Raw genomic sequence first — 24,685 nt, forward strand, 5'->3', positions numbered from 1 at the left:
GCCCGAGCTTTCTAGAAGCGCACCGAACTCACCACGGTCAGCCGGTCGCTGGCCGGGGCATCGCTGCGGAAGGCGCGCGCATATTCCAGAGTCAAGGTCGGCGACGTATCGCCGATCGAACCGCCCAGCCGCAGGCCCACGCCGATGGATTGCGCGGTTATCGTCGCCGATTCGAGAATAGTGGGCTGGGCCAGATAGACGGCGCCGACCGCGCCGAAGACATAGGGCGCCGCTGCGAGGCCGATGTCGCCCACCGGCATTTCGAAGGGCGCCGACATTTCCGCTCGCACTACCCAGCCGCTGTCCCCGGTCAGGGCGCCGGCGTCAAAGCCGGAAAGATCGGCGAAACCGGCAATGCCGATCTGCTCGCTGCGCACCAGCGGCACGCCGAACGAGGTCTGGGCGCGCGCGTCGAGGCTGAAGGCGAGGTGCTGCGACAGCGTCTGTGCATAGCCCAGGCTGGCTTCGAGCTTGGCAAAGCTCGCATCGGCCCCCTGGCGCGAGAGCGGCACCGGGCCGGCGCCGGCTGCATTGCGGGCGCCCAGACCATCGATCCCGAGCGAAAAGGTGGCCGAGCCGGTCACCGTGCCGGCGGGCGCATTCCAGATACCGTCGGTGCTGGCGCGGAACACCCGCACCCGGTCTTCCGACAGGGCGATGTCACCGACGCCAGTGATGATGTTCTGGTATTCGTTCTGGATATCGAAGGACAGGGCGCCGTTGAGTGAGAATTCGCGCGACCGGATGAACGGGTAGCGCAACTCGCTCGACAGGCGCTGGAACAGGCTCGACAATTGCAACCCGCCCACCGGGGTCGGCGTGGTCTGGGTAACGGTGCCCTCGATATTGAGGGTCAGGCCATCCAGGCCGATCGGCATGATGGCGCCGGCGGTCAGCGACCGATAGCGCGGATCATCGTCGAACAGGCCGAACTTGTCACCCGGACCATTGCCGCTGGGATGGCCGGCGGCGCGGAAATAGATGCTCTCGCCCGCCCCGAGCAGGCCGTTGAAGTCCACTCCGCCAGAGACGACCCAGGTGCCGAGCGAGGGGGGCAGCGTGTTGTCCACGCCCAGAAAGGGAACGATGGCATCGAATTCGGCATCGACGACCAGCACGGTGCCGCCCGGCTGCACACCGGTCGCCAGCGCGGTTTTAAGGCCTGTGCCCGGAATATCGCCAGCCAGCAACAGGCGGCGCTCGATCTCGCGCATGGTCACGCCGGGGCGGTCGAGCAGCGGTTCGACCAGCGCCAGTACCCGGCTCCGGATCGGGTCGGGCAGGTCGTCGGCATCCACGCGTTCGAGGAAACCGTCGACGACGCTCAGGTGCAACCGCCCGCCGTCGACCAGTTGCTGCGCCGGCACGACGACACGCACCAGGAAATAGCCGGCATCGGCATAGGCCGCTTCGAGATCACGAGCACGGGCAAAAATGTCGGCCACGGAGACGCGCCCGGTGAGCGCCGCCTGGAGTTCGGCCGTCGCCGCTGCAAGCTCGGGCTTGCCACCTTCGATGGACACTCCCGACAGGGCGACGGAGAGGCCTTCCGCGCCAGCCGGCGCCCCCAATCCCGGTTCGCCGGAGAATACCAGAACCTGACTGGTCCCTTCCGAAACGGCGGGCGTCACATCGGGTGTGACCTGGCTTGCGCTTTGCGCAAGCGCCAACGTCGTTGCAGTCGCCGTCAGGACAACCGCAACCAGGGATACCGCAAGTTGCCGACCCCGCATCATGCCTCCCAAGACAAAGCACCCATCACATTGCTAACACATCCGGGTTCGGCCATCCACCTTGACTTCAAAACAACAGACGAGTGCGACTGGTTTGCATCACCTTATGGGGAACAAATCGAATTTTCCTTGTATATCAGTGTGCAGATTGCGCGGCCGCGCACTACATCCGGCAGCGGCGGCCACAATTCGCCGTATCAAGACCCCGCGGTCACGGCAACCGGGAGCGAATCGGCCACTGCGCCGGCCAGCATCTGGTTGATCGCGGTGCGGTAAAGCTCGAACTGCGGGTTGGGTGGCCGGGCGACCTGCACGGGCGCGCCGGTCGCCGATGGGGTAGCCGACATCTTCCGCTCCGCCCAGGCGATGACATAGGCCACGTCATGTCCCTTGAGAAAGGGATTGGCGTCCATGACTGAAGCGGACAGCAGTTGATCGAGGGGCAAGGTCGTCTGGGTCGAGAGTACGCGATGGGCATCCTCCATGCCCAGGAAATGGGCCAGGTAAAGCCGCCCCGCGGTGATGCCGTGACCACGCGCCTTGAGATAGGCCTCGCCTTCGCGCGCCAGGTTCTGCACCATTTCGCGGGAAATGGTGGGGTCGTTCCGCAGCGCCAGCAATTCGGTTTCCGACATCGAGCGCGCCAGGTCGGGCCGGTAGGTCCGCATCATCCGCAGCCAGGTGGACTGGATGAACTGCCCCGCTCCGGTCGCGGTGGAAAGCGGGTTTTGCGCCGTGGCGTTGCCGCCGCTCTCGACCTGCACGATCTGCTCGGTCAGGGCGTCGACGGCCGCGTCACCGGTGGCGCTGGCGACGATCACCGTCCCGGCCTGCAGCGGGTCCGATGGCGCGCCGGCAATGCGCAGTTCGAAATGCAGGTGCGGGCCGGTGGAATTGCCGGTGGTGCCGACATAGCCGACCAGTTCGCCCGCAGCGACCGGCTTGCCGGCGACCACGCCATCGGCAAAGCGCATCAGATGGGCATACCAGGTCTCGCGGCCGTCGCCATGGGCAATCTTGAGCAGGTTGCCATAGCCGCCGCCATCGCCCGCATAGGCGATGGTGCCGGCAAAGGCGGCGCTGACCGGCGAGCCGCTCGGCGCGGCCCAATCGACACCGGTATGCACGCGTACCTCATGGAAAATGGGGTGCATGCGCGGCCCGAACTTGGAGGTCAGCACACCCTGAACCGGCGCCGTGAAGCCCGCGCCGGCGGACGCCGTGGCGTCATTGGAGAAACAGGAGAACTCATCGCCCGGGCCGGGCCGGAACACGTAACAGCGCAGATCGCGATCGGGGCCGGAAATGGCGGCGTAGAGCACCCGCCCGACGCCCCCCTCATCGGCCGTGCCCTGGGCGTAGGCGAGAACCAGGCGGTCGTCCGGGGAGGTGAAGGCGTTGAGGTCATAGCGGCGCGACAGCAGCATGATCGCCTCACCCAGGATGCCGGTGGGGACCCGGTTGCGAGCGGCCGTGCTGTAGATCGCATCCAGCAGGCGGTATTGGCGGCCGGGATCGGCGACACTGTCCTCGCCGCGATAGTTGAACAATTCCTCGGGCACCCAGGGGTCGGCGCCCAGCCCGACAATGCCCGCATCATCGAGCGCCAGCGTGCCGACATAGCCCTGACTGGTGTAGAGGGACATCTGCACGACCTTGGGCTGGCTGGCCGCGTTCGCGCGCATGCTGCGGACGGCGACGATATCGCCGGCCAGCAGGTCGCCGCGATCGAGCAGGCTGGTCAGCGCCGCGCCATAGACGGCAGCAGCATCGGCGGGAAGCTGATTTTCCGCAAAGAAGGCCGCGATGGTCTTGGGCGACAGAATGCGGACGATGATGTCATTGTCGGGCTTGTAGCGGCGGTCCTCGCTGCGGGTCGTGGCGATGCTGGTGGTGTTTTCCACGCTGGTCCGCTGCACGCTGTCGACGGCACCGGCTTCCGCGCCCAGCTCGTCGCCCCAGCCGGCGCCACCGGCCACGATCTCGGATTGCAGGTCGACCGGCTCGGACATGTCGGTGGCCTCGGGCGGCGGCGCCTCGACGGGGATGGCGGCAACCTGCCGCTGCGCCTGGTAGAAGGCGAAGTCGCTGGGGCTGGAGGGCAAGGTGGTCATGAAGCGCTGGCTGGAGGTGATCATGACATCGGTCAGCACGGCGACCTGGTTGGCAACGCGGTCGGCCGGCAGGTCGGGCGGGCGCGGCAGCAGCCGCAATGGCGGTTCCTGCCCAGTGTCGAGCCCCAGGCTGATCGTCATCGGATCGCCGGCCAGATCGACGATGGCGGGGATGTAGACCGGTTCCCCGGCGGCCACATCGACCGGCTCCTCGCCGGGCGGCTCGCCGAACCGGGTCGAGAGCCATGGCCACAGCGCGATGCCCAAGCCGATGCCGGCGGCGATCACGACAAGGCCGGCCGCCAGCAGAACCCGCCTCAGGATGCGCCGCCGGCGGCGGGCCGCGCGCAGAAGTTTTGCCTGTTTGAAGCTGCCGTCGAGTTCGTGCATCGATGCCGCTCGTCTTGCCCGGACGCCGTCTATTCAAGTAAGCCACGCGATCCGCAACGAGTAGCCCAGCTATCGTGCAGACGCCACACAATAGGCCGTGGGCGCGGACTAAAGCGCCTCGCGATCTTTCAGATTATCCTTGTCCCGAAACCGGCACCCACTTTCGGGAGACATGCTGTAGCCTCCGCCAGCAGGTGTGCTAGGCTGGCTTGCTGGGTTTGTCGGCGTCCATTGCGAGGCAGCATGATTGGCTCGACGTTTGTGTTCGATTCCGGATCGGCGACACATCAGGGCCGCGTCCGGGCGCTGAATGAAGACCGGATCCTGGCGGAACCCGCTGCCGGCCTGTGGCTTGTCGCCGACGGGATGGGCGGCCACAATGGCGGCGAGGTGGCCAGCGGGGAGATCGTGTCGCAGATGGAGACGATCGGGGTTTCGAGCTCCGCCTCCGATCTGCATGCCCGCTTCGTCGACCGGCTGAACCGGGCGAACCAGGCCCTGCTGACCTATGCGCAGGACCACCAGGGCGGGACAGTTGGCTCCACGGTTGCCGCCATATTGATCCACGGGGAGCAGTATCGCTGCCTCTGGCTCGGCGACAGCCGCATCTATCGGGTGCGGCAGCACAGAATGGAACAGCTCTCGCGGGACCATTCGCAGGTTCAGGAACTGATCGACAGCGGGGTCCTGACGGCCGAAGAAGCGCTGAACTTTGCCGGCCGCAACGTGATCACGCGCGCGGTCGGCGTGCAGCCGGACCTCGACATCGACATTGTCTATGGCGTTGTGGAACTCGGCGATTGCTACATATTGTGCAGCGATGGCCTGACGGCGCATTGCACCGATGCGGATATCCTCAATGCCGTTACCGGTCGCATGTCGCAATCGGCCTGCGACCTGCTCATCGAGCACACGCTCGAGCGTGGCGCCACCGATAATGTTTCGGTCATCGTGATCAATTGCCGCGCCGGCGGACTGACCGTGCCGATGGGTGCATTGCTAGCGTGACGGGTTTGCCTGATGTCCGATGAAAATACCGCCCACCCCGCGCTGTCCCTGCCGGCTGGAACGCGGCTCAGCGACACCTACGAGATCGAGGGCGACATCGGGCTCGGCGGCATGGCCGAGGTTTATCGGGCGCGCAACGTGCATACGGGCGAACCCGTGGCCATCAAGCTGGTGCTGCCCGAATTCGCGCGGGATGAAACCATCCTGGCCCTGTTCAAGAAGGAGGCGACGGTGCTCAGCCGCCTCCGGCACGACGCGATCGTCCATTATCACCTGTTCACCGTCGAACGGGAAATGGACCGCCCCTATCTGGTGATGGATTTCGTCGATGGCATGCCGCTCAGCGACAAGCTGGCGCAAGGGCCGATCGAGCCGCAAGCGGTGCGGCAGATGCTGCTGCGCGTGGCAGGCGGGCTGGAACTGGCGCATAGCTTCGGCGTGGTGCATCGGGATCTGTCGCCGGACAACATCATCCTGCCCAATGGCGAGGTGCGGCTGGCCAGGATCATCGATTTCGGCATCGCCAAGGCGGCGACAATCGGCGAGGGCACGGTGCTCGGGGGCAATTTTGCCGGCAAATACAATTATGTGTCGCCCGAGCAGCTCGGCCTTTATGGCGGGGAGGTCACCCAGCAGTCCGACATTTACAGCCTGGGCCTGGTGGGGGCAGCGGCCGTGCTCGGCCACCCCCTCGAAATGAGCGGCTCGCACGCCCAGGTGCTGGAAAAGCGCCGCTCGGTGCCCGAGCTCGGCGCTATCGATCCGGGGGTCAAGGCCGTGCTGGAGGCCATGTTGCAACCGGAGCCGACGGCCCGGCCCAACGGGATGGGCGCCTTGATCGACCTGTTGCAGCGCCCTCCCGCCGCCGAAACGAAAACCGTGATCCGCCGCAAGGACGACACCCATGCCTGGGCCGGACCGGCGATCGGCGCCGCCACGGCGCGGACGGTGACGGCGCGAACGGCCGTGCCGCCGCCATCGGCCAAGCCGCCATTGTTCGACCCGACCAGGCCAACCGCCGGCGCGGGCGAAAGCCCCTTCGGCAGCTACACCCCCTCGGGTGACGCGCCCAAGACTGCGCCACCGCCGCCACCGCCCCAGGCCGAGCGACAGCAATCACCAGCGCTGGTCACCGCGCTGATTCTGGTGCTGCTGGCCGGTGGCGCCGCGGGCTGGGCCTATACGCAAGGCTGGTTCGGGCCGCCGCCGGCTGAGCCGACGCCGCCAGAGGCACCGGCACAACCGGACGAACCTGACCAGACGGAGGAACCGGCACAACCGGAGGAGCCAACGCAGCCGGAGCAGGTGACGCAGCCGACGCAGCCAGAGGAACCAACGCAACCGGAGGGGCCGAAGGAACCGACTTTCGATCCCCCAACCCTCTCGCCGCTAGAACTGATGACGCAACGCATGGCCTGGGTCGGCAACTACCCGATGCAGGCCTGCCAGCATATGGCAACGGTATCGCCGGCCGGAGACACGGTGGCCGTCGAAGGCTATGCGACCAATGCCGCGGTCTTCGAGCCGCTCGACGCCGAATTTGCGGCGCTCAACGGCAAAGCCCCCAATATCGTGCTGCAACCGATTACGCCCGCCCAATGCGCGGTGGCGGACTTTTTGCGCGCCATCGACCCGATCACCATTCCGGGGCCGTCGCTGGACCTATCGAGCCGCATGGCGCGTGACGGTGTGGCGCTCCCCGTAACGCTGACCAACAGCCAGGGCCGGGACACCCGGCTTTTCCTGGTCGATGAGGAGGGCGGCATCTATGACATCAGCCGTACCCTGCCGGCGAGCGGCGCCGGCGAATTCACGCTCGAACTGAACCTGAGCGGCACGCAGCAGGTTGTTCCGGGCATCCTGCTGGCCGTGGCCTTCCCCGCCGGCCGCGCGGTGACGCCACTGGAGGGCAGCGATGCCCTGACCTATCTGCCGCAACTGGCGCTCGACGTGGCGAAAATACCCAACCAGGTCTCGGTCAATGCGCAGTATCTGCAACTGAGCCCCTGAAGAGATCAGCGCACGATGAAGGCGTCGATCGCCACGCTGGCCGGGCGGCCCGCCAGCCGGGGGGCAAGGTCGGCGAAAAACGTGCCGGCATCGACGCTGGCCGTGCCGGGCGCGGACTCGAGCACCGCATCGGTCGAAACCGCAATGAGCAACTGGATGCGAGCCTGGCTGTCGCCGGTCAGATGGACCGGTACAGAGAAAGTCGTGCCGGGGCCCTGCCCCGCCAGATAGGCGCCGGAATCGGAGACCAGGCCTTCGTCGTCGACGACGAAGAGATAGACCCGCTGGCCGGGGGGAGCGGCGAGCGTGCCGGTTACATGAGCGCCATCGGCCATCGACTGCGAGGCCAGCGCCAGCGCCATCGGGGTAGCCGCCGCCTGCTGCAGCCTGCTGACAAAGGCCAGCGCGCCGCATTGCCGGCTGTCGACACGATAGCCATCGATATCGACGGTCTCGGTGAAGGCCTCGCCGAGGGCGAGTTGCAGGGCGACGCTGTCGACCATGTCACGAGCGAAGGCAGCGAGCATGGGGGTTTCGCCGCGCACCACGCTGGCGGCAAAGCAGGTGCCGCCATCATATCCGGCCACGAACCGGTCCAGCGCATTCGCTGTCGGGATGCCATCCGGCTCAGGTGGCAGGACCACGACGTCATCGGGCAGGCTGGCGACGACGGTTACGGGCTCGGCCACGCTATCCGTCGCGGCTACCAATTGAGCCGGGGCGACGGGCGCCGCAGCCGTCGGCGCCACGGTCGGGGCGATGCCGGTGCCGGAGGATGCCACGCTGGGCGCTGAAGCAGGGGCCGGCGCGCCGGCCGGGGCAATGCTGGCTGCAATTGTCGGGACGGTGCCGGCCGTCATGGCGGTGACGGCTGGTGCGGTAGGAACCGCCACGGCCACTGCCGGCCCTGTGGTCGCGACGATGTCCGGTGCAGCAACACCCACCGGCGTCACCGGCAAGGACACGGCCGACGCCGCAATCGGCGCGGCAGGCGTGAACGGCGTCGCCACGGAAACGGCAGCCAGCGGCGCCAAAACGGACGCAGCATTGCCGGGGGCCGGAGCGCTTGCGACCGGCGCAGCAATTTCCGCTGCCAGCACCGCCTGCTGGCCCGAAGCGGCCGCCACGGGAGCCGCTACCGACTGAGCCGTTGCAGGCGCCACCGGAGCGGCCAGCGGCGCGACGGGCTCGGCACGCGCCGCCTCGACCGGCCGGGCGGTGTTTTCCGTGCCGGCAACGGCGCTGGCGGCCGGAACGGCCACGGCGACTGCACTGGTCGTGGGGACGGCGGCCACGCCCGCCTGGGGCGCGGCGGAGATAGTGATGCGGAGTTCGGGCGCCGCCACTGCAGCCTCGGCGTGGCCGCCCGAGAGGAGCACTGCGAGACCGGCGTGAAAAGCCAAAGCGGAAACGATGGAGACGGGCCAGAGCCAAAGCGCGGCGCGGGTCACGGCGCCACCTCCGCCGGACGCTCCACGGTCACCAGCCGGACCGGCACACCGGCCGCGTCGAGCCTGGCGAGAAGCGCAAGGAACGGCGCTGCGGCCATATTGCGCGGAACCAGCAGGTTGAGTTCGCCCGCCCCTGTGGCCTCGATCGCCGCCAGGCTCGCGTCAGCAATATCGGCGTCTGCGACAACTACCCCGTCCAGGGCCATCACCTGATCCGCGTCGACCACCAGAAGGGGGCGTGGCAGGCGTTCATCGGGCACCTGCACGGTCTGGGGCGGGGGCACGCTCAGTTCGGCCTGTTCGGCGAGGGTTCCGGCCGAGAGGAAATACAGGATGAGCAGGAAGATGACGTTGATGGTGGGCAGCGCAAATTCCATGCGCTGGCGCGGGCGACGGCCATTGAGCAGGAACATGGCGGGCCGCGCGCCGCTCATGGCGCCGCGGCCGCGTTGGCGATCAGGCGGACCTGGCCAAATTCGGCGGCCTCGAACAGCTCGATCACGGCGACAATGTCCTGGGCTTCCGCGCCGTTGCCGGCAACCAGGGCCGCCGTGGCGATGCCGCTCGCCTTGTAGCGGGCCAGCGTTTCGGCAAGGTCGGAGATCGGCGTGGCAACGCCGTTGACGCGCGTGCTGCTGCGGCCGATCGAGACGAGCAGTTCGGGGCCCGGCGCCGCAGCGGGGGCGGCACTCTCATCAGCAACCACGGTCTGCGCCGTCAGGCGGAGCAACGTATAGAGCGCGGTTTCGGACGACAGCATGAAGAAGATCAGCAGTAGAAACATGACGTCAACCAGCGGCGTCAGCATGAAGTAGGAGCGGCGGCGGCGCGGCGCGGGCAGCAGGATGGTCACGTCGCTCCTCCTCGCTGTCAGCCGGCCAATGTCACCCGGGCAATGGCCAAATCCATGGCGGCACGCTCGGCATCCACCCAGCCTTCGAGCCACACCGAGATGAAGTAGAATGGAATGGCAATCGCCAGCCCCAGCGCGGTCGTGGTCAGCGCAATCCAGATGCCGTTGGCCAGCGCCGATGGATCGGCCGCGCCGCTGCCCTGGGCCACCTTGCCAAAGGCCTCGATCATGCCGAGCACCGTGCCCAGCAGCCCAAGCATGGGCGCGGCCTGGACCACCGCCTCGACGAGGCGCAGGAAGCGCCCGGCCTGCGCCAGCGTCGTCTGCGCCTCGATAACCGCCATCTGCTGCGCTCGCTCGGGCGCGCCCGGTTGCTGGGCATAGGCGGTCATGGCGACGCGCACCACGCGGGACAGGGCAGCATTGTCCTGTGCCAGCCGCTCGATGGCGCCCGCGGCGTCGCCAGCCAGCCAAAGGGCCATGGCCGACTGCGCCGGCCCGTGCCGACCGAGGCCGAGCATGGCGAATTCGACGAGCTTGAAGATCGTGGTTGCCATCGCGGCGACCGACACCGCCAGGAGCGCGATCAGGACCGGACCGCCGATAGTGCCCAACTGGGAGAGAATGATGTCCAACACTTCGGTTCGCCCGTCCTATGCGCGTATGCGATCGATTTAATCGATCGCCAGATTCCACGGGAAAGCGATGGGGGTGGCGGTCGATTGCTCGATGGCCGTCTCACACAGCGGGCTGGGGCCTTCGGCCGTGTCGCAGGTGGTGAAATCGTTGATCAGCAGGCCCGCGATCGCCTCGCAGGCAAGACCCGGCAGGGCGAATTGCTGCACCTTGGTCTGGCCGGGCACCAACGGACGAAACTCGAAGGTTATCAGGGTCGCGACCTGCTGGTCCGTATTGACCACCGCCATGTTGTAGGCGCTCTTTTCGATGGTCGTACCGGTCTTGTTGAGCATGACGAAGGTCAGCTGGCAGGCGCCGTCAATGGTCTGGGCATTGTTGAGCTCGATATGCAGCTTGCCGGCCGCCGTGTCCTGCGCGGCTGCCGGCATGAGGCTGGCCAGGGCGATTGTCGCGGCATAGGCAAGTCTGTGCATGTTGTTCCTCCGACATCCACGCTCGCCCGATACTCTACAGTCTTCCCGCTCGAAGAAAAGTGCCGTTGCATGGCGCAAGGCGACAGTTTCGCGGTAACACTTGGCGGCGCGCCACTGTTCGCCCAATGAAAGGCCTCCTGCCTTGCCTGCCAACCGGACCAGATTATCGCCCGGACTGCTGCTCGCCGCAGCGATATTGTCGCTGCTGTGGGCCGGGCCGGCGCGCGCCGAGTTCATGGTCTGCAACCAGACGCTCGACGTGGTCAACGTGGCCATCGGGCAGCAGGGGGACACCCAGTTTCGCACCGAGGGCTGGTGGACCATCGGATCGAACCAATGCGCCACCACGATCCGCGGCGACCTGCAATATCGCTACGTCTACGTCTATGCCAACGACGTGTTCGGCCAGCCCATCCTGGAAGGATCGACGCCGATGTGCATCGATCCCAAGCGCTTCGTCATCGATGGCAGCCGAACCTGCTGGCAGCGCGGGCATATCGAGGCCGATTTTCTCGAAGTCGACACCCAGCAGGTGGCGCGATGGACGCTGTTTCTCACCGATTCAACGCCGCAATAAAGCCCGATTGCCGCGGCGGACGGAGCCGGGCATGATCGGGATCATTGGATTGGGGGTGCGGAATGGGCGATGGAAAGCCGGCGGCATTTGCCTATGACGAAGTGGCCTATCCCGCGCCGATCCTGTCGATGCTGACGCCTGATCGGCTGGGAGCGGCCGGGGCGATGCATGGCTGGCGCGCCCCGCGACCCCAAACCGCTTCTTATCTCGAAATCGGCTGTGGCGATGGCTACAACCTGATCGGCATCGGCGCCGTGACGCCGGAGGGCCGGCATGTCGGGTTCGACCTGTCGAGCGCGGCCGCGGCGCGCGGCGCGACCATCGCCGCCGCCGCCGGCCTTGCCAATGTCGACATCCAGGCCGGCGACATTCTCGACTATCCGCGCGAGGGCGAAAAGTTCGACTACATCGTGTCCCACGGCGTCTATACCTGGATACCGCAGCATGTCCGTCCTGCCCTGCTCGAACTCATCGGCAGGCGGCTGGCGCCCGGTGGGGTCGCCTATGTCAGTTTCGACGCCCTGCCCGCGGCGGCGCCCAAGGCCTATATCCACGACTTCCTGATGCGCGAACTGGCCGGCGTGGAGGGGCTCGAAGCCAGGAGCGAGAAGGCGGTGCGGCTGCTCGCCATGCTCAAGCGCAACCAGCGGCCCGAATCGCGGCTGGCCGGGCAGTTGGACCAGTTGATCAATGACCTGCCCGATTTCGAGCCGGGCTATTTCTTCCACGACTGGCTGGCGGAATTCTATGCGCCGGTTTCACTCGATGCCTTCGGCGCCGCGGCAGCCGAACACGGCCTGGTGCGGGCGGGCGATGCGGCGATGTACGACATGTTCGTCGGCGACCTGGACGACGAGGCCCGCGCCACCGTCGAAGCCTGCGGCGACGATATCGTCCGGCGCAGCGAGCTGGTCTTTGCCTTGCGGGGCGCCCATGTCTTCCGTCGCGAAATGCTGGTGCGGGCGGATGCGCCACCGCCACGGCTGGAATGGAGCGAAGCCGTCCGCAGCTTGTCCTTCGGCTATTCGGGCACACGCGAGCCGGTCGAGGACGAGGCCGGTGCCGGCTTCCGCTACACGTTCGGCCCGTCCAATTTCGTCATCGTGCGCGATGCGGCCACGATCGGCGTGATCGATGAACTGCTCGACGCCGCGCCCGACGAACGCATGTTCGACCAGCTCGCCGACGCGACCGGGCTGCCCCCCGATATGCTGGGCGCAATCCTGCTGAAGCTGGGCACGATGGCCCTGATCGACGTGCATGCCACGCCGCAGCGTTTCGTCACCGCGGCGGGCGACTATCCGCGGGCCGGCGCGTTGATCCGTTCCATGCTGATGAATGGCGAGGTCGCCATCTCGCTCCGGCACAGACGGCTCGTGGAGGAAAACATCGTCAGCCGCACCCTGATGGCGCTCTGCGACGGCACGCGCAGCCGTGATGAGCTGGCCATGGCCATGGCGGAACTGTTCGACATGCCGATCGACCGCGCCAAAATCGACGAGGCCCTGACCTATTTCGCCCGCCACCGCATGCTGGAGGCCTAGGGTCCGGCCAGCATACGCGCATAGCGGGCGGGAGGGGGCAGGCCATCGGCCTGGAACGTGGCGAAGCCTTCCGTGTCCGGCGTGCCGCGCCACCAGTGACTGCGGGTCTCGCTGGAGTCGAAGGCGGCCGGGGGTGGCAGGCCTTGCAGCAGGTTGGGCAGATAGGTGTCGTCCTGCGCCGCCAGGATGGTCAGCAGGCGCTGGTCGATGGCGTGGTACCAGCCAGCACTGTCCCATTCCTGGGGCGGGGCCAGCGCCCGCGCCTTGCTGGCGACATAGATAATGGTCGCGGGAAAGTAGCGGCCGCCGATATCGACCGACGACATGATGCTGCCAGCGCAGCCGAGGCCGAGGGCGGATGGCGGCAGCCAGAAACGCCAGATCGGCGCCACCAGATAATGATCCTGCCAGGCAGGACCAAGCTCGGCCCTCGATGCCGCCAACGCCGCGGCCAGCCAGGTTTCCACCGGGCCAAGCACGGCCGGCGGCAGGTTGAGGGCGAGGTAGTCGCCCTTTTGCGGCACCTTGCCAAAAAAGCCGAAGCCCATCTGCTAGGGCCTATCTTGTCGCAAGGCTGCTTGCGAAAAACCGGTTCCCACTTTTTCGCACCTTGCTCTAGAGACCCGTGGGGCAGGAGAATTCCGAAAGCGCCGGCAGGAAGAACGGGTTGAAGATCGTGCCGACCTGGATGTTGTAGGACACATCCCGCCCGCCGAGCAGGAACCGCACCTGCAGGCTATCGCCGCTCCGTGTCACCGCGCCCTGCGAAATCAACCGCATCAGTGCCCAGGGCCGGCTGTCCGAATAGGTGGAACTCCGCCCCTGCAATTCCGGCTGGATGCTCAGCGTTACGCTGCCGCCGCCAGTGCTTCCGGGCCATTGGACGGTGACGGGAACATTGCCGGTCTGCTGGGTCTGAATAACCTGGCCATTGATATCGAGCAGCGCCATCTGCGCGGCCGCATGCAGCGAGGCATGGCTGATGGTCAGCGTCACCTGCGGCGCCGAGGCTCCGGGTGGGAAGAAGGCATCGCGGATCTGCGCGGCGCGCTGGAATTCGCGCAAGGCAGAATTAGAGAGTTCGCGGCCCAGCGCGGTATCCTCCTTCCACGTCCAGACCTCGCCGCTCATATCGGCCAGCGGCAGCAGATTTTCGGCGAAGAACCGGTCCATGACCCCGTTGGGGGCAAACAGGCGGGCAAAATCGGCCATGGGCAGATCGCGTTCGCTGCCGCTGGCAAAGGGGTAGAGATTGGAGGTCAGTTGCTCGCAAAGGCGGGTGACCGTGCCGGCCAGCTTGTCATTGAGCTGGGCGAGGCTCGAGCCGGCGGCATCGCCTTCAAGGTCGCTGACCGCGGCGCTGACCATGCGCTGGAACGGCCCCGGCAGGCGGGATGCGCTCATGCTGAGATTGGCGACATGCAACTGGGTCGCGGCGATGGCCTGGGCGGCCTGCGACGGGGTCATCGCCGCCACGACCAGGTTGCGATAGATCTCGTTGAGGCTGTCGAGCACCAGGTCGATCGGCGGCGGGGCGCCATCGAGGAGCAGCGCATATTGCTTGAACTGCGCTTCGATATTGGCGCCGGGCACCTGTGGCGCCGACGGGGCATCGCCCGGCCGGCCATCGCCCTTGAGCGCCAGATTGATGCCGATGCGCGCCAGCCCGCCGGCGCGGTTGGTGATCTGCTGGGTCGCCAGCGCGGTGGCCTGGTCGAGGGCGGCATCGAGGTTGCCATCGGCCGGTTGCTCTGCCGGCGCCTCGCGCGTCAGCGCCGTCTCCTGCGCGATGGCCTGGACCAGCGTCTTGATCGGCGAGGAGGCCTTGTTGGACGCCACCGACAGGATGATGTAGTCCGGCTTTTCGCCCGGAAGCGCCTTGAGCTTGATATTGTCGAGCACCCGGTTCCAGTTGGCCAGGAAATCGGCCGAGTACAGTGCCAGCAGCTTGGGGCCGAGCCCCTGGAACTCGCTCTCGGTCACCATGGACTGGCCAACCTCGCCGCGCACCCATTGCTCACTGGCCAACTGGTCGGCGATGGAGGCCAGCTCGGCCAGGAAATGCTCGTGGAAGCCGCGATAGGTGAAGAGCGCCGGTACGGTCAGCGCGGCATAGTCGCTGCCATCCACGGTCTCGAAGACCAGCGCCGATTCCGGGCCTGAGCGGTCCGCTACGTTGAAATCCTCGATCGGCACGGCAGGGGGCAGGGACTTGAGATATTCATAGGCCTGGTCGGCCAGCGTCAGGCGCGTCAGGGTGCGCTGCGCCGAGTCGATCAGCAGTCCATTGAGCTCGAAGGACGGCTGCTTGCCGTCATCCAGGTGCAGCATGGCTTCGAGGTGCTGCGTCAGGGCATCACGGGCGGCCTTATTGTTGGGGCCCGGATAGAGGTTTTGCTCCCAATCCTGGCTGAACCAGGACTCGATGTAGTCGTCATCGGTCACCGGCGCCTTGCCGCCCAGCATCATGTAGACCTTGAGCGCCTCATAGGCCTGGATCGGATCATTGAGGCTGGCCTCGAGCTGGGCCTCGACGCGCAGGATCAGGCGCGAACGCAAGGTGCGCTCCAACGCCTGGCGATAGGCGGCCTCGGACGACGCGGCGAGCCGGTCGCGCTGGCTGAGGCCGAAGGTCTCGCCCATCGGCGTGCCTTCGCCCAGATGGGCGTAGCCGACCGGATTGTTGCGCATCATGTCCAGCGCCGGCAGCACCGACATCACCTCGGAATCCGAGACCGACGATGCCGTCAGCAGGTCATTGGCATTGACGCGGTAGTCGCTGACGAACTGGTCGGTATTGGCGATGAGCGTCGTATTGGAAAAATAGCTCCAACCCCACAGGCCGGCCAGCCCGAGCGCGGCCACCACGGCGGCAGTCAGCGCCCCGTAGCGCAGGATGGCCGACAGGCGCATGGCGCCCATGTCGGTCGAAACCCAGCCCGTCTCGGAGAAAATGACCGACTTGATGAGGTCATGCAGGAAGAAGCTGCGCCCGCGGCCGGACATGTGGCCGGCGCCCGGCGAAGCGCCCCCGCCGGCCCGATCGAGCGCCCCCAGCACCTGATCGAACGGCGTGCCTTCCTGGGTTCCGGACGAGAAGTAGAAGCCCCGCAGATTGGCATTCACCTGGTAGCGGCTGGGCTCGAAGATTTCGCGCAGCAGGCCGGACACCCGATCCTTGAGCAAAGCGAACTGCTCGGGGAAGCCGAAGATCGCGATGCGGGAAACCGGATCGGGCTCCTCCTGCATGCGATCGGACAGTTCTTCGGTCAGGCGCCTGGTCAGGGCATCGAATTGCTCGGGCACCTGCCCGACCATGTTCTTGCGACGATCCTCGGTCTGGAAGGTCGCGCCCCAGACCTTGCGGCGGCGGCTCTCGGTGAAATTGCCGAAATAGTCGCTGAAGCCGGCCACGAGGTCGGCCTTGGTGAACAGCATGTAGACCGGAAAATCGACCCGCAGTTCCTGGTGGACTTCGACAAGGCGCTTGCGGATGGCGGTGGCGTGGGCCGACAGCTCTTCGGGGGAAAGCCGCATCACGTCTTCGAGGCTGATCGCGACGATGACGCCATTGATCGGCTGCTTAGGCCGGTATTTCTTGAGCAGGCCGAGGAAGGACAGCCAGCTCTTGCGATCGGCACCGGGGTCGGAATCCTGGGTCGTGTAGCGGCCGGCCGTATCGATCAGCACGGCTTCCTCGGTGAACCACCAGTCGCAATAGCGGGTGCCGCCGCTGCCGGCCAGCGGGGCGCCGCCATTGGCCTCGGCCAGCGGAAACTTGATGCCCGAATTGAGCAATGCCGTGGTCTTGCCGGCATTGGGCGGGCCCACGATGATGTACCAGGGCAGAACGTAGAGGTAGTTCCGGCGCCCGGTCGAGGCCTTGATGGTCTGGAGCGCTTCGGTCATGCGCTCGGACAGCACCTGGCCATCGGTGACGCCCTCTTCGGGCACGACCAACCCCTCTTCGAGCGCTTCCGCCGCCTTGCGGCCACGCCACCAGCGAAAAGCATAGAACCCGCCCACCAGCAGCACGATGACGCCGATGATCACCAGGCGCACCCAGATCGGATCGAATGGCGCCACGCCGCCAAAGGCGATGAAGGGCGTGGCGAACCACACCACGGCGGCAAGCGCCAGAAGGCCGACCAGGACAAGGGCGAGGCGGAGGAGCGTATTCATGTCAGCGAACGATACCGGCAGGGTCGGACGCGATCATTGCAGTGTCTCCTCACGCGGAATCATGATTTCCACCCGGCGGTTAAGGGCCCTGCCCTCGGCCGTGGCGTTGTCGCCGACCGGTTCGAGATCGCCCCGTCCCTCCACCAGCAGACGGGTCTCGTCGGTCAGCGTGGCGGCCAGCGCCGTCCGCACCGATTCCGCGCGCGCGACGGACAGGTCGTGGTTGGACTTGAAGCGGCCGCCAGCCGACGGCTTGACGCTGTCGGTGTGGCCGATGACGCTGATCGTGCCGGGCTCGTTCTGCAGGGCAAGCGCGATGCGGGCGCCCAGATCGGCGAATTCGGGAACGACATCGGCGCTGCCGGAAGCAAAGAGCAGGGTATTGCTGATATTGACGACGATCTGGTCGCCGACGGTGTCGACGGCAACGCCACCGGCCGCGATATCCTCGGCCAGCGCGGCGCGGATGCGCTCGATCTGGGTTTCGTCACGAACATCGGGAATGACGGCCGGGGTGAATGCCGCGCGCTCGAGCGCGACCTGGGGCCCCGAATGAAGCGCGGCGAGCCGGTCGGCCAGCAGGTCGGCATTATTGCCGAGCAGCACGCGCAACAGGAAGAACACCCCGACGAGAATGACGGCGAGAACGCTCACGATAGCCCAGATGGGCACGCGTGACGTCAGGTTGGCCATCTTGAGATTGAGGCCGCGCCAGTGCGGGGAGATATCGTCATCGCTGCGGGCGCGCAGGTGGCGCAGGGTCTGGTACACGTCGCGCCGCACCCGCTGCAATTCGCTGGCGCCGTTCTGTGAGCCGCGATACTGCCCTTCGAAGCCAAGGGACAGGCAGGCATACATCAACTCGAGAAGATCGTAGCGCGGCGCGGGATTGTGCAGGATCTTGGCCAGTTCCTCGTAGAAGCCGACGCCGGAGGTCCGCACCTGGAAGAACTGCGCCAGCATGCTGTATTGCAGCCAGACATGGCGATCCGCGCCTGGCAGGTTCTGCACGATGTCGTCCGCAGTGCCGCACAGGGCATATTTTGCGATCCGCGCATCCTGCGCATCGACCCCCGCAGCCAGGACGGTCCGCTCGAATTCCTGAATCTTGCTGGCGACATTGGTCATCAGGGGCACGGCCTGCACATCGACGATCATCATGCGCAACCGGCCCAGAAGCACCAGCAGCGGCGTTGCCGCGGCCATGATCGGATTGGCCGAAGGCACGTCGCGCCGATCCTGAACATTGAGCGCCACTTCCAGCGGTATCTTCTGGCTCGGCGGGGCGGCGCCAGCCGGGTCCGGCGATATCGGGGCGGGATTGGTCATGCGAACCCAGTCGTCCTGCGCCTGACCGGGCATGCCGGGATTTTGTCCGGCCGCGGCGCCGGGAGCGGCGTTCACGCGCGGATCGAAGCCTTGTCCGGGGGCCGGCGCGGGCCAGCCGGCGGGTTGCGGCGCGGCGGGGCGCGCGCCCCCCGGATTGGGGCGAATGACGGTCTTGCCGCCCGATCCGAATGGATTGTCGCGGTCGCTCATTGGCGATTTTCCATGATCGCCCACAATTCGAGCTTCAGATTGGGCCACTCACCGGCAAAGTGCAGCCCCATGCCGCTGGCGGTGCTGAATTCGGGCCACAGGCTGGAAGACTTGTCGAGATAGAAATAAACGTGATCGGTGACCGAGCGGATCTGCCGCGGCGGCGTCGGCATATGGATGATGTCGATGCCAGGCAGGTGCGTCTGCACGATATCGGTCATCCGCGTATTGGGGCCGATCTTGCACAAGGCCGGGAACTGCTGCTGAATCTGGGTGAGCGGCATGTCTGCAGCCACCTCGATCACGAAGGTCGCGTTGCGGAACAGCGTGCGGTCGGTGACCGTGGCGCCATAGGCATTGGGCGCCAGCAGCGTCAGGTCGAGATGAACGGCGCGGCCGACATCGATGCTCAGCAGCCGCTGGATATCGGCAAGCAACGGCTCGAAGGTGTTTGCCAGCTCATCCTGGTCATAGGCCGGATATGCCGGAGCCAGCCGGCTCGGCGAGAAGGTCCACAGCTCCCCGGCCAGCCGCAGCAGTTCCGAATAGAGCCGCTCGGGATGGACATAGCGCGAATTGCGCAGGTGCTTGAGGACGTTGATCTCGCGATTGAGCGTCTGCAGCATGAAATAGTCGACGGTCTGCAGCCCCCCGCCGGAACTCGGGTCGGCGGCATAGCGCGACAGGGATTCGAGCTTGGTATCCATCCAGCCGATCGCCCGATCCACCCAGCCGGCAATGACCGGATGCGCATGGGTCACCAGCGCTGGCGGCGCGAATGCGGGGTCGAAAAGGACCGACTTGTCCCGCACTTCGAGGATCCGCGCGAGCTTGAGGCAATGGAATCCCGACCTGGCCGTCTTGCCGATATCATAGGCCACCCGCAGATGGGCGACCTCTATCTCCTGCTCGACATGCATGCTGGAGGTCGAATCGGTGATCGTTTCCAACTCGCGGACGAAACGGCTGCCGCTGGCATTGTCCGCCATGTCGACCTCGCGTCCGCCGGCCATGGCGGCGGGGACCGTCAGCCAGACCGAGAGCTTGTCGGATCCCTCGGGCACATCGATGGGCTCGGGCAGGGGCGAGGTGCCGGGCATGTCGAACGGCGTGCCATCCTGAAAAATGCCGCTGACGCGGCGCAGGCCGAACTTGTTGCGCTGCGACAGGTCGGTGTCGATCTCCAGCGTGGCAAAGCCCCACGGATAGGGGCTCGCGTAGCGCGCGCGATTCTCGACCAGTTGCTCGGTGTATCGATCGGCCTGCTGCAAATGGTGCTGGCGCAGGAACAGCCCCTCGGACCAGGTCACCTTGCTGTAACGCGACATCGGCTGCACCACCCCAAGATCAAGGCACCATGCTTCGGCGCCAACGATAAGACCAAGCAACGACGTTGTCATGGATAGTCGCCTACGACCATGCAGGCCGCAATAGTCTTGTTTGCGCGCAATTGATGAAAGCCAGCAAGCAGGGCTGCCCTTGCAGATGGTAACAAGGTGGCGCTAGTGTTGCTGCCGAAACGGAGGTCGATCATGTCCAGTCCGTCTGCAAGGATCGGCGACCTGCATGTCTGCCCGATGGTGACCGCACTGGTGCCGCATGTCGGCGGCCCCATCGTGGTCGGGGCTCCGACGGTTCTGGTCTCGGGGGCGCCCGCGGCGCGCATGGGAGACATGTGTGTTTGCGTCGGCCCGCCCGACAGCATCATCAAGGGATCGGCGACCGTACTCATCGCAGGAAGTCCGGCAGCAAGAATAGGCGACTCGACCGCGCATGGCGGCGTGATCGTCGCAGGCGCCCCGACGGTATTGATCGGCGGCTAGACACGCTTTGGTAGACCGGCGACCGTGCGGCCCACGGTCTGGTTTTTTTCTCGAGCTTGATGGCGGTTTTTGATGTCGACCCCATACCGGCAAGATACGCGGATCGGCGAGTTGTCCACGCCCCTGGGCCGGGACACGCTGGCACTGGTCGAATTTTCCGGTACGGAGGGGATGAGCGAACTCTTCCAGTTCGACATCACCGCCCTCTGCGACGAGCAATTCACCGGACCGCTGAATTTCGACAAGGCGCTGGGGCAGGACTGCACGGTCCGGGTGCTCACCCCCGACCAAGGCGAGCGCTATTTCTGCGGTACCTTGACCGAAGCGGCGCGGATCGGTCCCGCCAAGGGGGGCGCGCTTTACCACCTCGTGCTGCGCCCCTGGTTCTGGATGCTGACGCAACGGGTCAACTCCCGCGTTTTCCACAACATGACGCCCGAGGAGATCATCAAGGCCGTTCTCCAGAAGTATCGCCCGGACATCGATAGCCGCACGTCCGGCCGACAGATGCAGCTCGAATATTGCGTGCAGCACCGTGAGAGCGATTTCGCCTTTGTCTCCCGCCTGCTGGAGCGGCATGGCATCGCCTATCATTTCGAGTTCGGGAACAACAAGCAGACCATGGTGCTGACCGACAGCCGGTCCGGCTATGGCACCGTGCCGGGCGGCACCCGCCCATATTACCCGGACGAGGCCAGCGTGCGGGACGAGCGCGAATATCTCAATAGCTGGGTCGCCAAGCGCCAGTTTGTCAGCGGTACCGTGGCGCTGAAGGACTATAACTACCTACAAGCGAACGCCGATATGATGGCGCAGCGGCAGGCCAGCGCCGGCTACGCCCATGGCGGCCTCGAAATCTACCACCATCCGGGGCAGTTCCTGAATCAAGACGAAGGCAATGTCTACGCCACTGCCGCGCGGGATGCCGTCCAGGCGCGGGACGGACTCTTCAACGCCGATGGATACTGCATCGGCTTCTCGGCGGGACTGACATTCACGCTGGAAAAACATGCCGACGCAGCCGAGTACCTGGTCCTGAGAGCGTCGCACCGGCTGGTGAGCGAAGAGTACATCTCCGGAGGGGGCGACCAGGGCGAGGTCTATCGCGGCAGCTACGAGCTGTTCAGGACCGACCGTTCCTACGCTCCCCCCCAGGTCACCCCGCGCCCCTTCATTGCCGGTCCCCAGATTGCCATCGTCGTCACCGATCCGGGTGACGATCCGGAAAACCTCGGGCGGGTCAAGGTCAAGTTTCACTGGCACAAATCCGGCTCGGAGGGCGACTCGATGTGGTGCCGCGTCGCCCAGGTCTGGGTCGGCCAGGAATGGGGCGCCCAGTTCATTCCCCGGATCGGGATGGAGGCGCTCATCCAGTTCATCGAGGGGGACCCCGACCGGCCGGTCATCATCGGCACGGTGCCGAACGACAGTTATCGCCTTCCCTATAGCGACGAGGCAAACCTGTCGGGCTGGATCACCCGCAGCGACAACGAAATCCAGTTCGACGACACGGGCGGCAAGGAGCTCGTCCGCATCTATGGCAAGCGCGACATCGAGATCGAGGCCGTGCACCAGATCACCCTCAAAGTCGGCAGCAGTACCATCGTGATCGACGGGAACTCGATCACGATGAAATCGACCAACATCACCATCGAGGCCAGCTCCACGCTCAAGACCGAGGGCAAGATCAGCGCCTCCCACAAGGCCGGCGCCGATCTGACCACCGAAAGCGGCGGCACGGCGACACACAAGGCGTCGGCGGTGGTGACCATCCAGGGCGCCCTCGTCAAGATCAACTGATAGCAGCCGAGACCAAGGTGCATTTCGCAAGAGCCCAGGATTTGTTCGATGCGTTTCCCACGGCGGGGGAAGACATCCGCGCACGCCCCGATGGCGAAGCGCCGCTGGAATTCATCGCGCTGCTCGGCCGCAGCGCCACGCCCGAGGAAGCGATAACCTATGCCGCCTACCTGCTGCCGCGACGCAAGGCGGTGTGGTGGGGCCATGAATGTGCCCGCGGCCTGCTGCACCTGCTCACCGAGGAAGACCGGCAGATGCTGGCCTTGGCGGAGGCCTGGGTGCGCGAACCCGAGGAGGACCAGCGCGTCCGCGCGCTGACATCGGCGATGGAGGGCAAGAACAAGACGCCCGGCGTCTGGATCGCGCTGGCCGCCGGCTGGAGCGGCGGCAGCATGTCCGATCCCGGCCTGCCCACGGTATCGCCGCCAGTTCACCTCACGCCTCGCGCGGTCAATGCAGGTATCCTCGGCGCGCTCGCGCGCGTGGATAACGGTCACCGCGCTTCGACGCTGCGGACATTCGTTGACGCGGCCATCGGCCTGGCCGGGCAATAGTCCGGCAGCGGCTCGGCCAGACAATTGTCCGGCGCAGCGGCATTGCGACGGCAACCCGTGCTGACCTACAATTGTCTCGATGGCCGGCCGAGGCCAAGAGGGAATCGAATGCCTATTACCCTTACCATTGTCGACCGGGATCAGTTGCCCGACGGCGGCCCGATCAAGTTCAGCGCCGGTGCGCGCGGCTTCGATATCGGGCGTGAGCAGCACCTCGACTGGTGCCTTCCCGATCCGGAACGGTTTGTCTCGGGCCATCACTGCCAGGTCCGGTTCCGGGACGGCGGCTATTGGCTCGACGACATTTCGACCAATGGCACTTTCGTCAACGGGTCGAGCATTCGCGTCAGGAGTCCCTATCGTCTGGCGCATGGCGATCGTCTGCAGATCGGCAATTACCAGATCGAGGTGAGCCTCGACGGACAACCTTCGCCCGGCGGAATCCAGAGCAGTTCGGCATCGCCTTTTTCGCCCGAACCGGCGCCATTCGGCCAGCCGGCGGGGCAGTCGCCATTTGCGCCGGCATCCTCGCCTGCCGCTCCCGTGCATGACATCTGGGCCTTACCGGGCGCGGCGGCCGCCCCGGCGCCGGTGGACCGCAACTGGTTCCTGGAAAAGGCGCGGCAGGACCGGGGCATTCGGCCGCCCGACGCGCTGGAACAGTTCATCGAGTTGCCGGTCGCCGCCCGACCGCCGATTGACGAGCTGCACCCGATTTCTCCAGCACTCGGCAATCTGCCGGGCTCCTCGATCTCCGAGCATGCCGCGCCCGCAATCACGCCACCGCCCGCTCGGGGCGGCGGTTCTCCCGAGCAGGTGCTCGCCCTGATCTGCCAGGCCGCCGGGCTCAAGCCGGACGCCATGGCGGGACGCGACCCGCAAGAGGTGGCCAGGGAAATCGGCCTCGTGCTGCGCACCTCCACCGAGCAGCTCGCCACGCTGCTGCACGGCCGCGCCGACGCCAAGCGGATTGCCAGGAGCGCCAATCGCACCATGATCGGGGCGGCCGACAACAACGCCCTCAAGTTTACCGCCGACGCGACCGAGGCCCTGGAAATCATGTTCCAGCGGCACCGGGCCGGCTATCTCGACGCACCGGCCAGCTTCAAGGAGGCGTTTGCCGATATCCAGCAGCATGAGAAGGCCACGTTTGCCGCCATGCAGCGCGCGCTGTCCAGGCTCACCGAGGATCTGACGCCTGACAGTATCGAGGAGAAGGTGGGCGGCGGATTCGGCTCGGCAAAAGCCAAGGCCTGGGAAATCTACGTGCAGCGCTGGAACAGCAAGACCGAACACCTCGAGAATGGAATTCTCGATGTGTTTTTCGGCTACTTTTCCGAATTCTACGATGCAATGGGCAAGAAGTCGGAGTAACCGGCGAAGTCGGCGCCATACTTGTCAAGGCAGTTCGGCGCGCCTAAGCTGCCCCGCAGGTTGCCTGGACTTTCGCTGGAGGAGTTAGGATGCGCCTATTTGGAGCGACGACCATAGCCACCGCAATCACGCTGCTCATGAGCATTGCAGGACAGGCTCAGGAGTTCAGCGCAGCGCAAGTCGCCAATTTTTTTGCCGGGGAAGTGGGCAAGTCTCGCGCCATCTGCGTGGGCACCGACGAAGAATGCGCGGACAAGCTGGCGCCAACCCCATTCGACATGCTGGTCACCTTCGAACTCAATTCGGACGAGTTGACCCCGGAAGCGGTCAGCAATCTCACCGAGATCGCCAAGGCCCTGGCCGACGACCGGCTGGCCGATGCGAAATTTCTCGTCGAAGGCCACACCGATGCGCTGGGGGGCGACGCCTACAACGACACGCTGTCGCAGCGGCGCGCCACGCGGGTTGCCGACTTCCTGGTGGCCAATGGCATTGCGGCCGATCGCCTGACATCATTCGGGCTGGGCGAAAAGGATCCGCGCACCGACGATCCGTTCGATCCGCTCAACCGCCGCGTCGAAATGAAGCTCAACATCCAGTAGTCGCCGTCGCCACCAACCG

The 24,685-nt window shown here is 65.9% G+C and carries 20 protein-coding genes; 9 read left to right on the forward strand and 11 right to left on the reverse strand.

Annotation, left to right across the window (positions count from 1 at the left end):
• Positions 1-11 precede the first annotated feature (11 nt).
• Positions 12-1,733, reverse strand: coding sequence for a ShlB/FhaC/HecB family hemolysin secretion/activation protein (locus ASD80_RS02875; RefSeq protein WP_210168425.1), 1,722 nt, complete (start codon positions 1,731-1,733; stop codon positions 12-14).
• 197 nt (positions 1,734-1,930) lie between these two features.
• Positions 1,931-4,237 (reverse strand): peptidoglycan DD-metalloendopeptidase family protein, encoded by a 2,307-nt coding sequence (locus ASD80_RS02880; protein WP_056228697.1) that lies wholly within the window; start codon positions 4,235-4,237, stop codon positions 1,931-1,933.
• A 243-nt stretch (positions 4,238-4,480) separates the two neighbouring features.
• Between ASD80_RS02880 and ASD80_RS02885 the strand changes: the two genes are divergently transcribed.
• Positions 4,481-5,245, forward strand: coding sequence for a PP2C family protein-serine/threonine phosphatase (locus ASD80_RS02885; protein ID WP_056228698.1), 765 nt, complete (start codon positions 4,481-4,483; stop codon positions 5,243-5,245).
• Between the two features lie 12 nt (positions 5,246-5,257).
• A complete protein-coding gene (locus ASD80_RS02890) occupies positions 5,258-7,255 on the forward strand; it encodes a serine/threonine-protein kinase (RefSeq protein WP_056228701.1) in 1,998 nt (665 codons plus the stop codon).
• A gap of 5 nt (positions 7,256-7,260) precedes the next feature.
• Here the strand turns inward: ASD80_RS02890 and ASD80_RS02895 are convergent, their stop codons facing one another.
• Genes ASD80_RS02895 through ASD80_RS02915 form a run of 5 tightly spaced genes read right to left on the reverse strand, consistent with a single transcriptional unit; the run spans position 7,261 to position 10,671 of the window.
• Positions 7,261-8,706 carry a hypothetical protein gene (locus ASD80_RS02895; protein ID WP_156460299.1) on the reverse strand — a complete coding sequence of 482 codons (1,446 nt, stop codon included), beginning with the start codon at positions 8,704-8,706 and terminating at the stop codon, positions 7,261-7,263.
• The gene (locus ASD80_RS02900; RefSeq protein ID WP_156460300.1) at positions 8,703-9,140 is read right to left on the reverse strand and encodes an ExbD/TolR family protein; all 438 of its coding nucleotides are present in this window, start codon (positions 9,138-9,140) and stop codon (positions 8,703-8,705) included. Before ASD80_RS02900 ends, ASD80_RS02895 begins: the two co-directional genes overlap by 4 nt.
• Positions 9,137-9,559, reverse strand: a complete 423-nt coding sequence (locus ASD80_RS02905; protein WP_056228708.1) for an ExbD/TolR family protein — start codon at positions 9,557-9,559, stop codon at positions 9,137-9,139. Before ASD80_RS02905 ends, ASD80_RS02900 begins: the two co-directional genes overlap by 4 nt.
• Positions 9,560-9,576: 17 nt before the next feature.
• The gene (locus ASD80_RS02910; protein ID WP_082555013.1) at positions 9,577-10,197 is read right to left on the reverse strand and encodes a MotA/TolQ/ExbB proton channel family protein; all 621 of its coding nucleotides are present in this window, start codon (positions 10,195-10,197) and stop codon (positions 9,577-9,579) included.
• Positions 10,198-10,233: 36 nt separating this feature from the next.
• Complete coding sequence (locus ASD80_RS02915; RefSeq protein ID WP_056228712.1) at positions 10,234-10,671, reverse strand: hypothetical protein; 438 nt, start codon at positions 10,669-10,671, stop codon at positions 10,234-10,236.
• A 142-nt stretch (positions 10,672-10,813) separates the two neighbouring features.
• Here ASD80_RS02915 and ASD80_RS02920 point away from each other — a divergent pair, with 142 nt between their 5' ends.
• Together ASD80_RS02920 and ASD80_RS02925 are read left to right on the forward strand one after the other, a co-directional pair.
• Positions 10,814-11,248, forward strand: coding sequence for a DUF1036 domain-containing protein (locus ASD80_RS02920; RefSeq protein ID WP_244488924.1), 435 nt, complete (start codon positions 10,814-10,816; stop codon positions 11,246-11,248).
• Positions 11,249-11,310: 62 nt separating this feature from the next.
• Positions 11,311-12,792: a class I SAM-dependent methyltransferase gene (locus tag ASD80_RS02925; RefSeq protein WP_056228715.1), complete on the forward strand. Its 1,482-nt coding sequence runs from the start codon at positions 11,311-11,313 to the stop codon at positions 12,790-12,792.
• Here the strand turns inward: ASD80_RS02925 and tagF are convergent.
• The 4 genes from tagF to tssK form a co-directional block, all read right to left on the reverse strand.
• Entirely contained in the window at positions 12,789-13,340 is a 552-nt protein-coding gene (gene tagF / locus ASD80_RS02930; protein WP_056228718.1) for a type VI secretion system-associated protein TagF, read from the reverse strand. The genes ASD80_RS02925 and tagF overlap by 4 nt on opposite strands.
• A gap of 67 nt (positions 13,341-13,407) precedes the next feature.
• Entirely contained in the window at positions 13,408-16,974 is a 3,567-nt protein-coding gene (tssM, locus tag ASD80_RS02935; protein ID WP_056228720.1) for a type VI secretion system membrane subunit TssM, read from the reverse strand.
• Between the two features lie 33 nt (positions 16,975-17,007).
• On the reverse strand, positions 17,008-18,513 hold the full coding sequence (tssL, locus tag ASD80_RS02940) for a type VI secretion system protein TssL, long form (protein ID WP_056228723.1): 1,506 nt from the start codon (positions 18,511-18,513) through the stop codon (positions 17,008-17,010).
• A complete protein-coding gene (gene tssK / locus ASD80_RS02945) occupies positions 18,510-19,913 on the reverse strand; it encodes a type VI secretion system baseplate subunit TssK (RefSeq protein ID WP_320410337.1) in 1,404 nt (467 codons plus the stop codon). The genes tssL and tssK overlap by 4 nt, the downstream gene beginning before the upstream one ends.
• Positions 19,914-20,045: 132 nt before the next feature.
• Between tssK and ASD80_RS18420 the strand changes: the two genes are divergently transcribed.
• From ASD80_RS18420 to ASD80_RS02970, 5 genes are all read left to right on the forward strand, one after another.
• On the forward strand, positions 20,046-20,336 hold the full coding sequence (locus tag ASD80_RS18420; protein ID WP_082555023.1) for a PAAR domain-containing protein: 291 nt from the start codon (positions 20,046-20,048) through the stop codon (positions 20,334-20,336).
• A gap of 72 nt (positions 20,337-20,408) precedes the next feature.
• Positions 20,409-22,136 (forward strand): type VI secretion system Vgr family protein, encoded by a 1,728-nt coding sequence (locus tag ASD80_RS02955; protein ID WP_056228730.1) that lies wholly within the window; start codon positions 20,409-20,411, stop codon positions 22,134-22,136.
• Positions 22,137-22,153: 17 nt separating this feature from the next.
• On the forward strand, positions 22,154-22,690 hold the full coding sequence (locus ASD80_RS02960) for a DUF6931 family protein (protein WP_156460301.1): 537 nt from the start codon (positions 22,154-22,156) through the stop codon (positions 22,688-22,690).
• Between the two features lie 108 nt (positions 22,691-22,798).
• Positions 22,799-24,064 carry a type VI secretion system-associated FHA domain protein TagH gene (gene tagH / locus ASD80_RS02965; protein WP_056228736.1) on the forward strand — a complete coding sequence of 422 codons (1,266 nt, stop codon included), beginning with the start codon at positions 22,799-22,801 and terminating at the stop codon, positions 24,062-24,064.
• An 89-nt stretch (positions 24,065-24,153) separates the two neighbouring features.
• Positions 24,154-24,666, forward strand: coding sequence for an OmpA family protein (locus tag ASD80_RS02970; protein WP_082555014.1), 513 nt, complete (start codon positions 24,154-24,156; stop codon positions 24,664-24,666).
• Positions 24,667-24,685: the final 19 nt, after the last annotated feature.

The organism is Devosia sp. Root635 (assembly GCF_001427605.1).
In the GTDB taxonomy this organism is placed as follows: Bacteria; Pseudomonadota; Alphaproteobacteria; order Rhizobiales; family Devosiaceae; genus Devosia.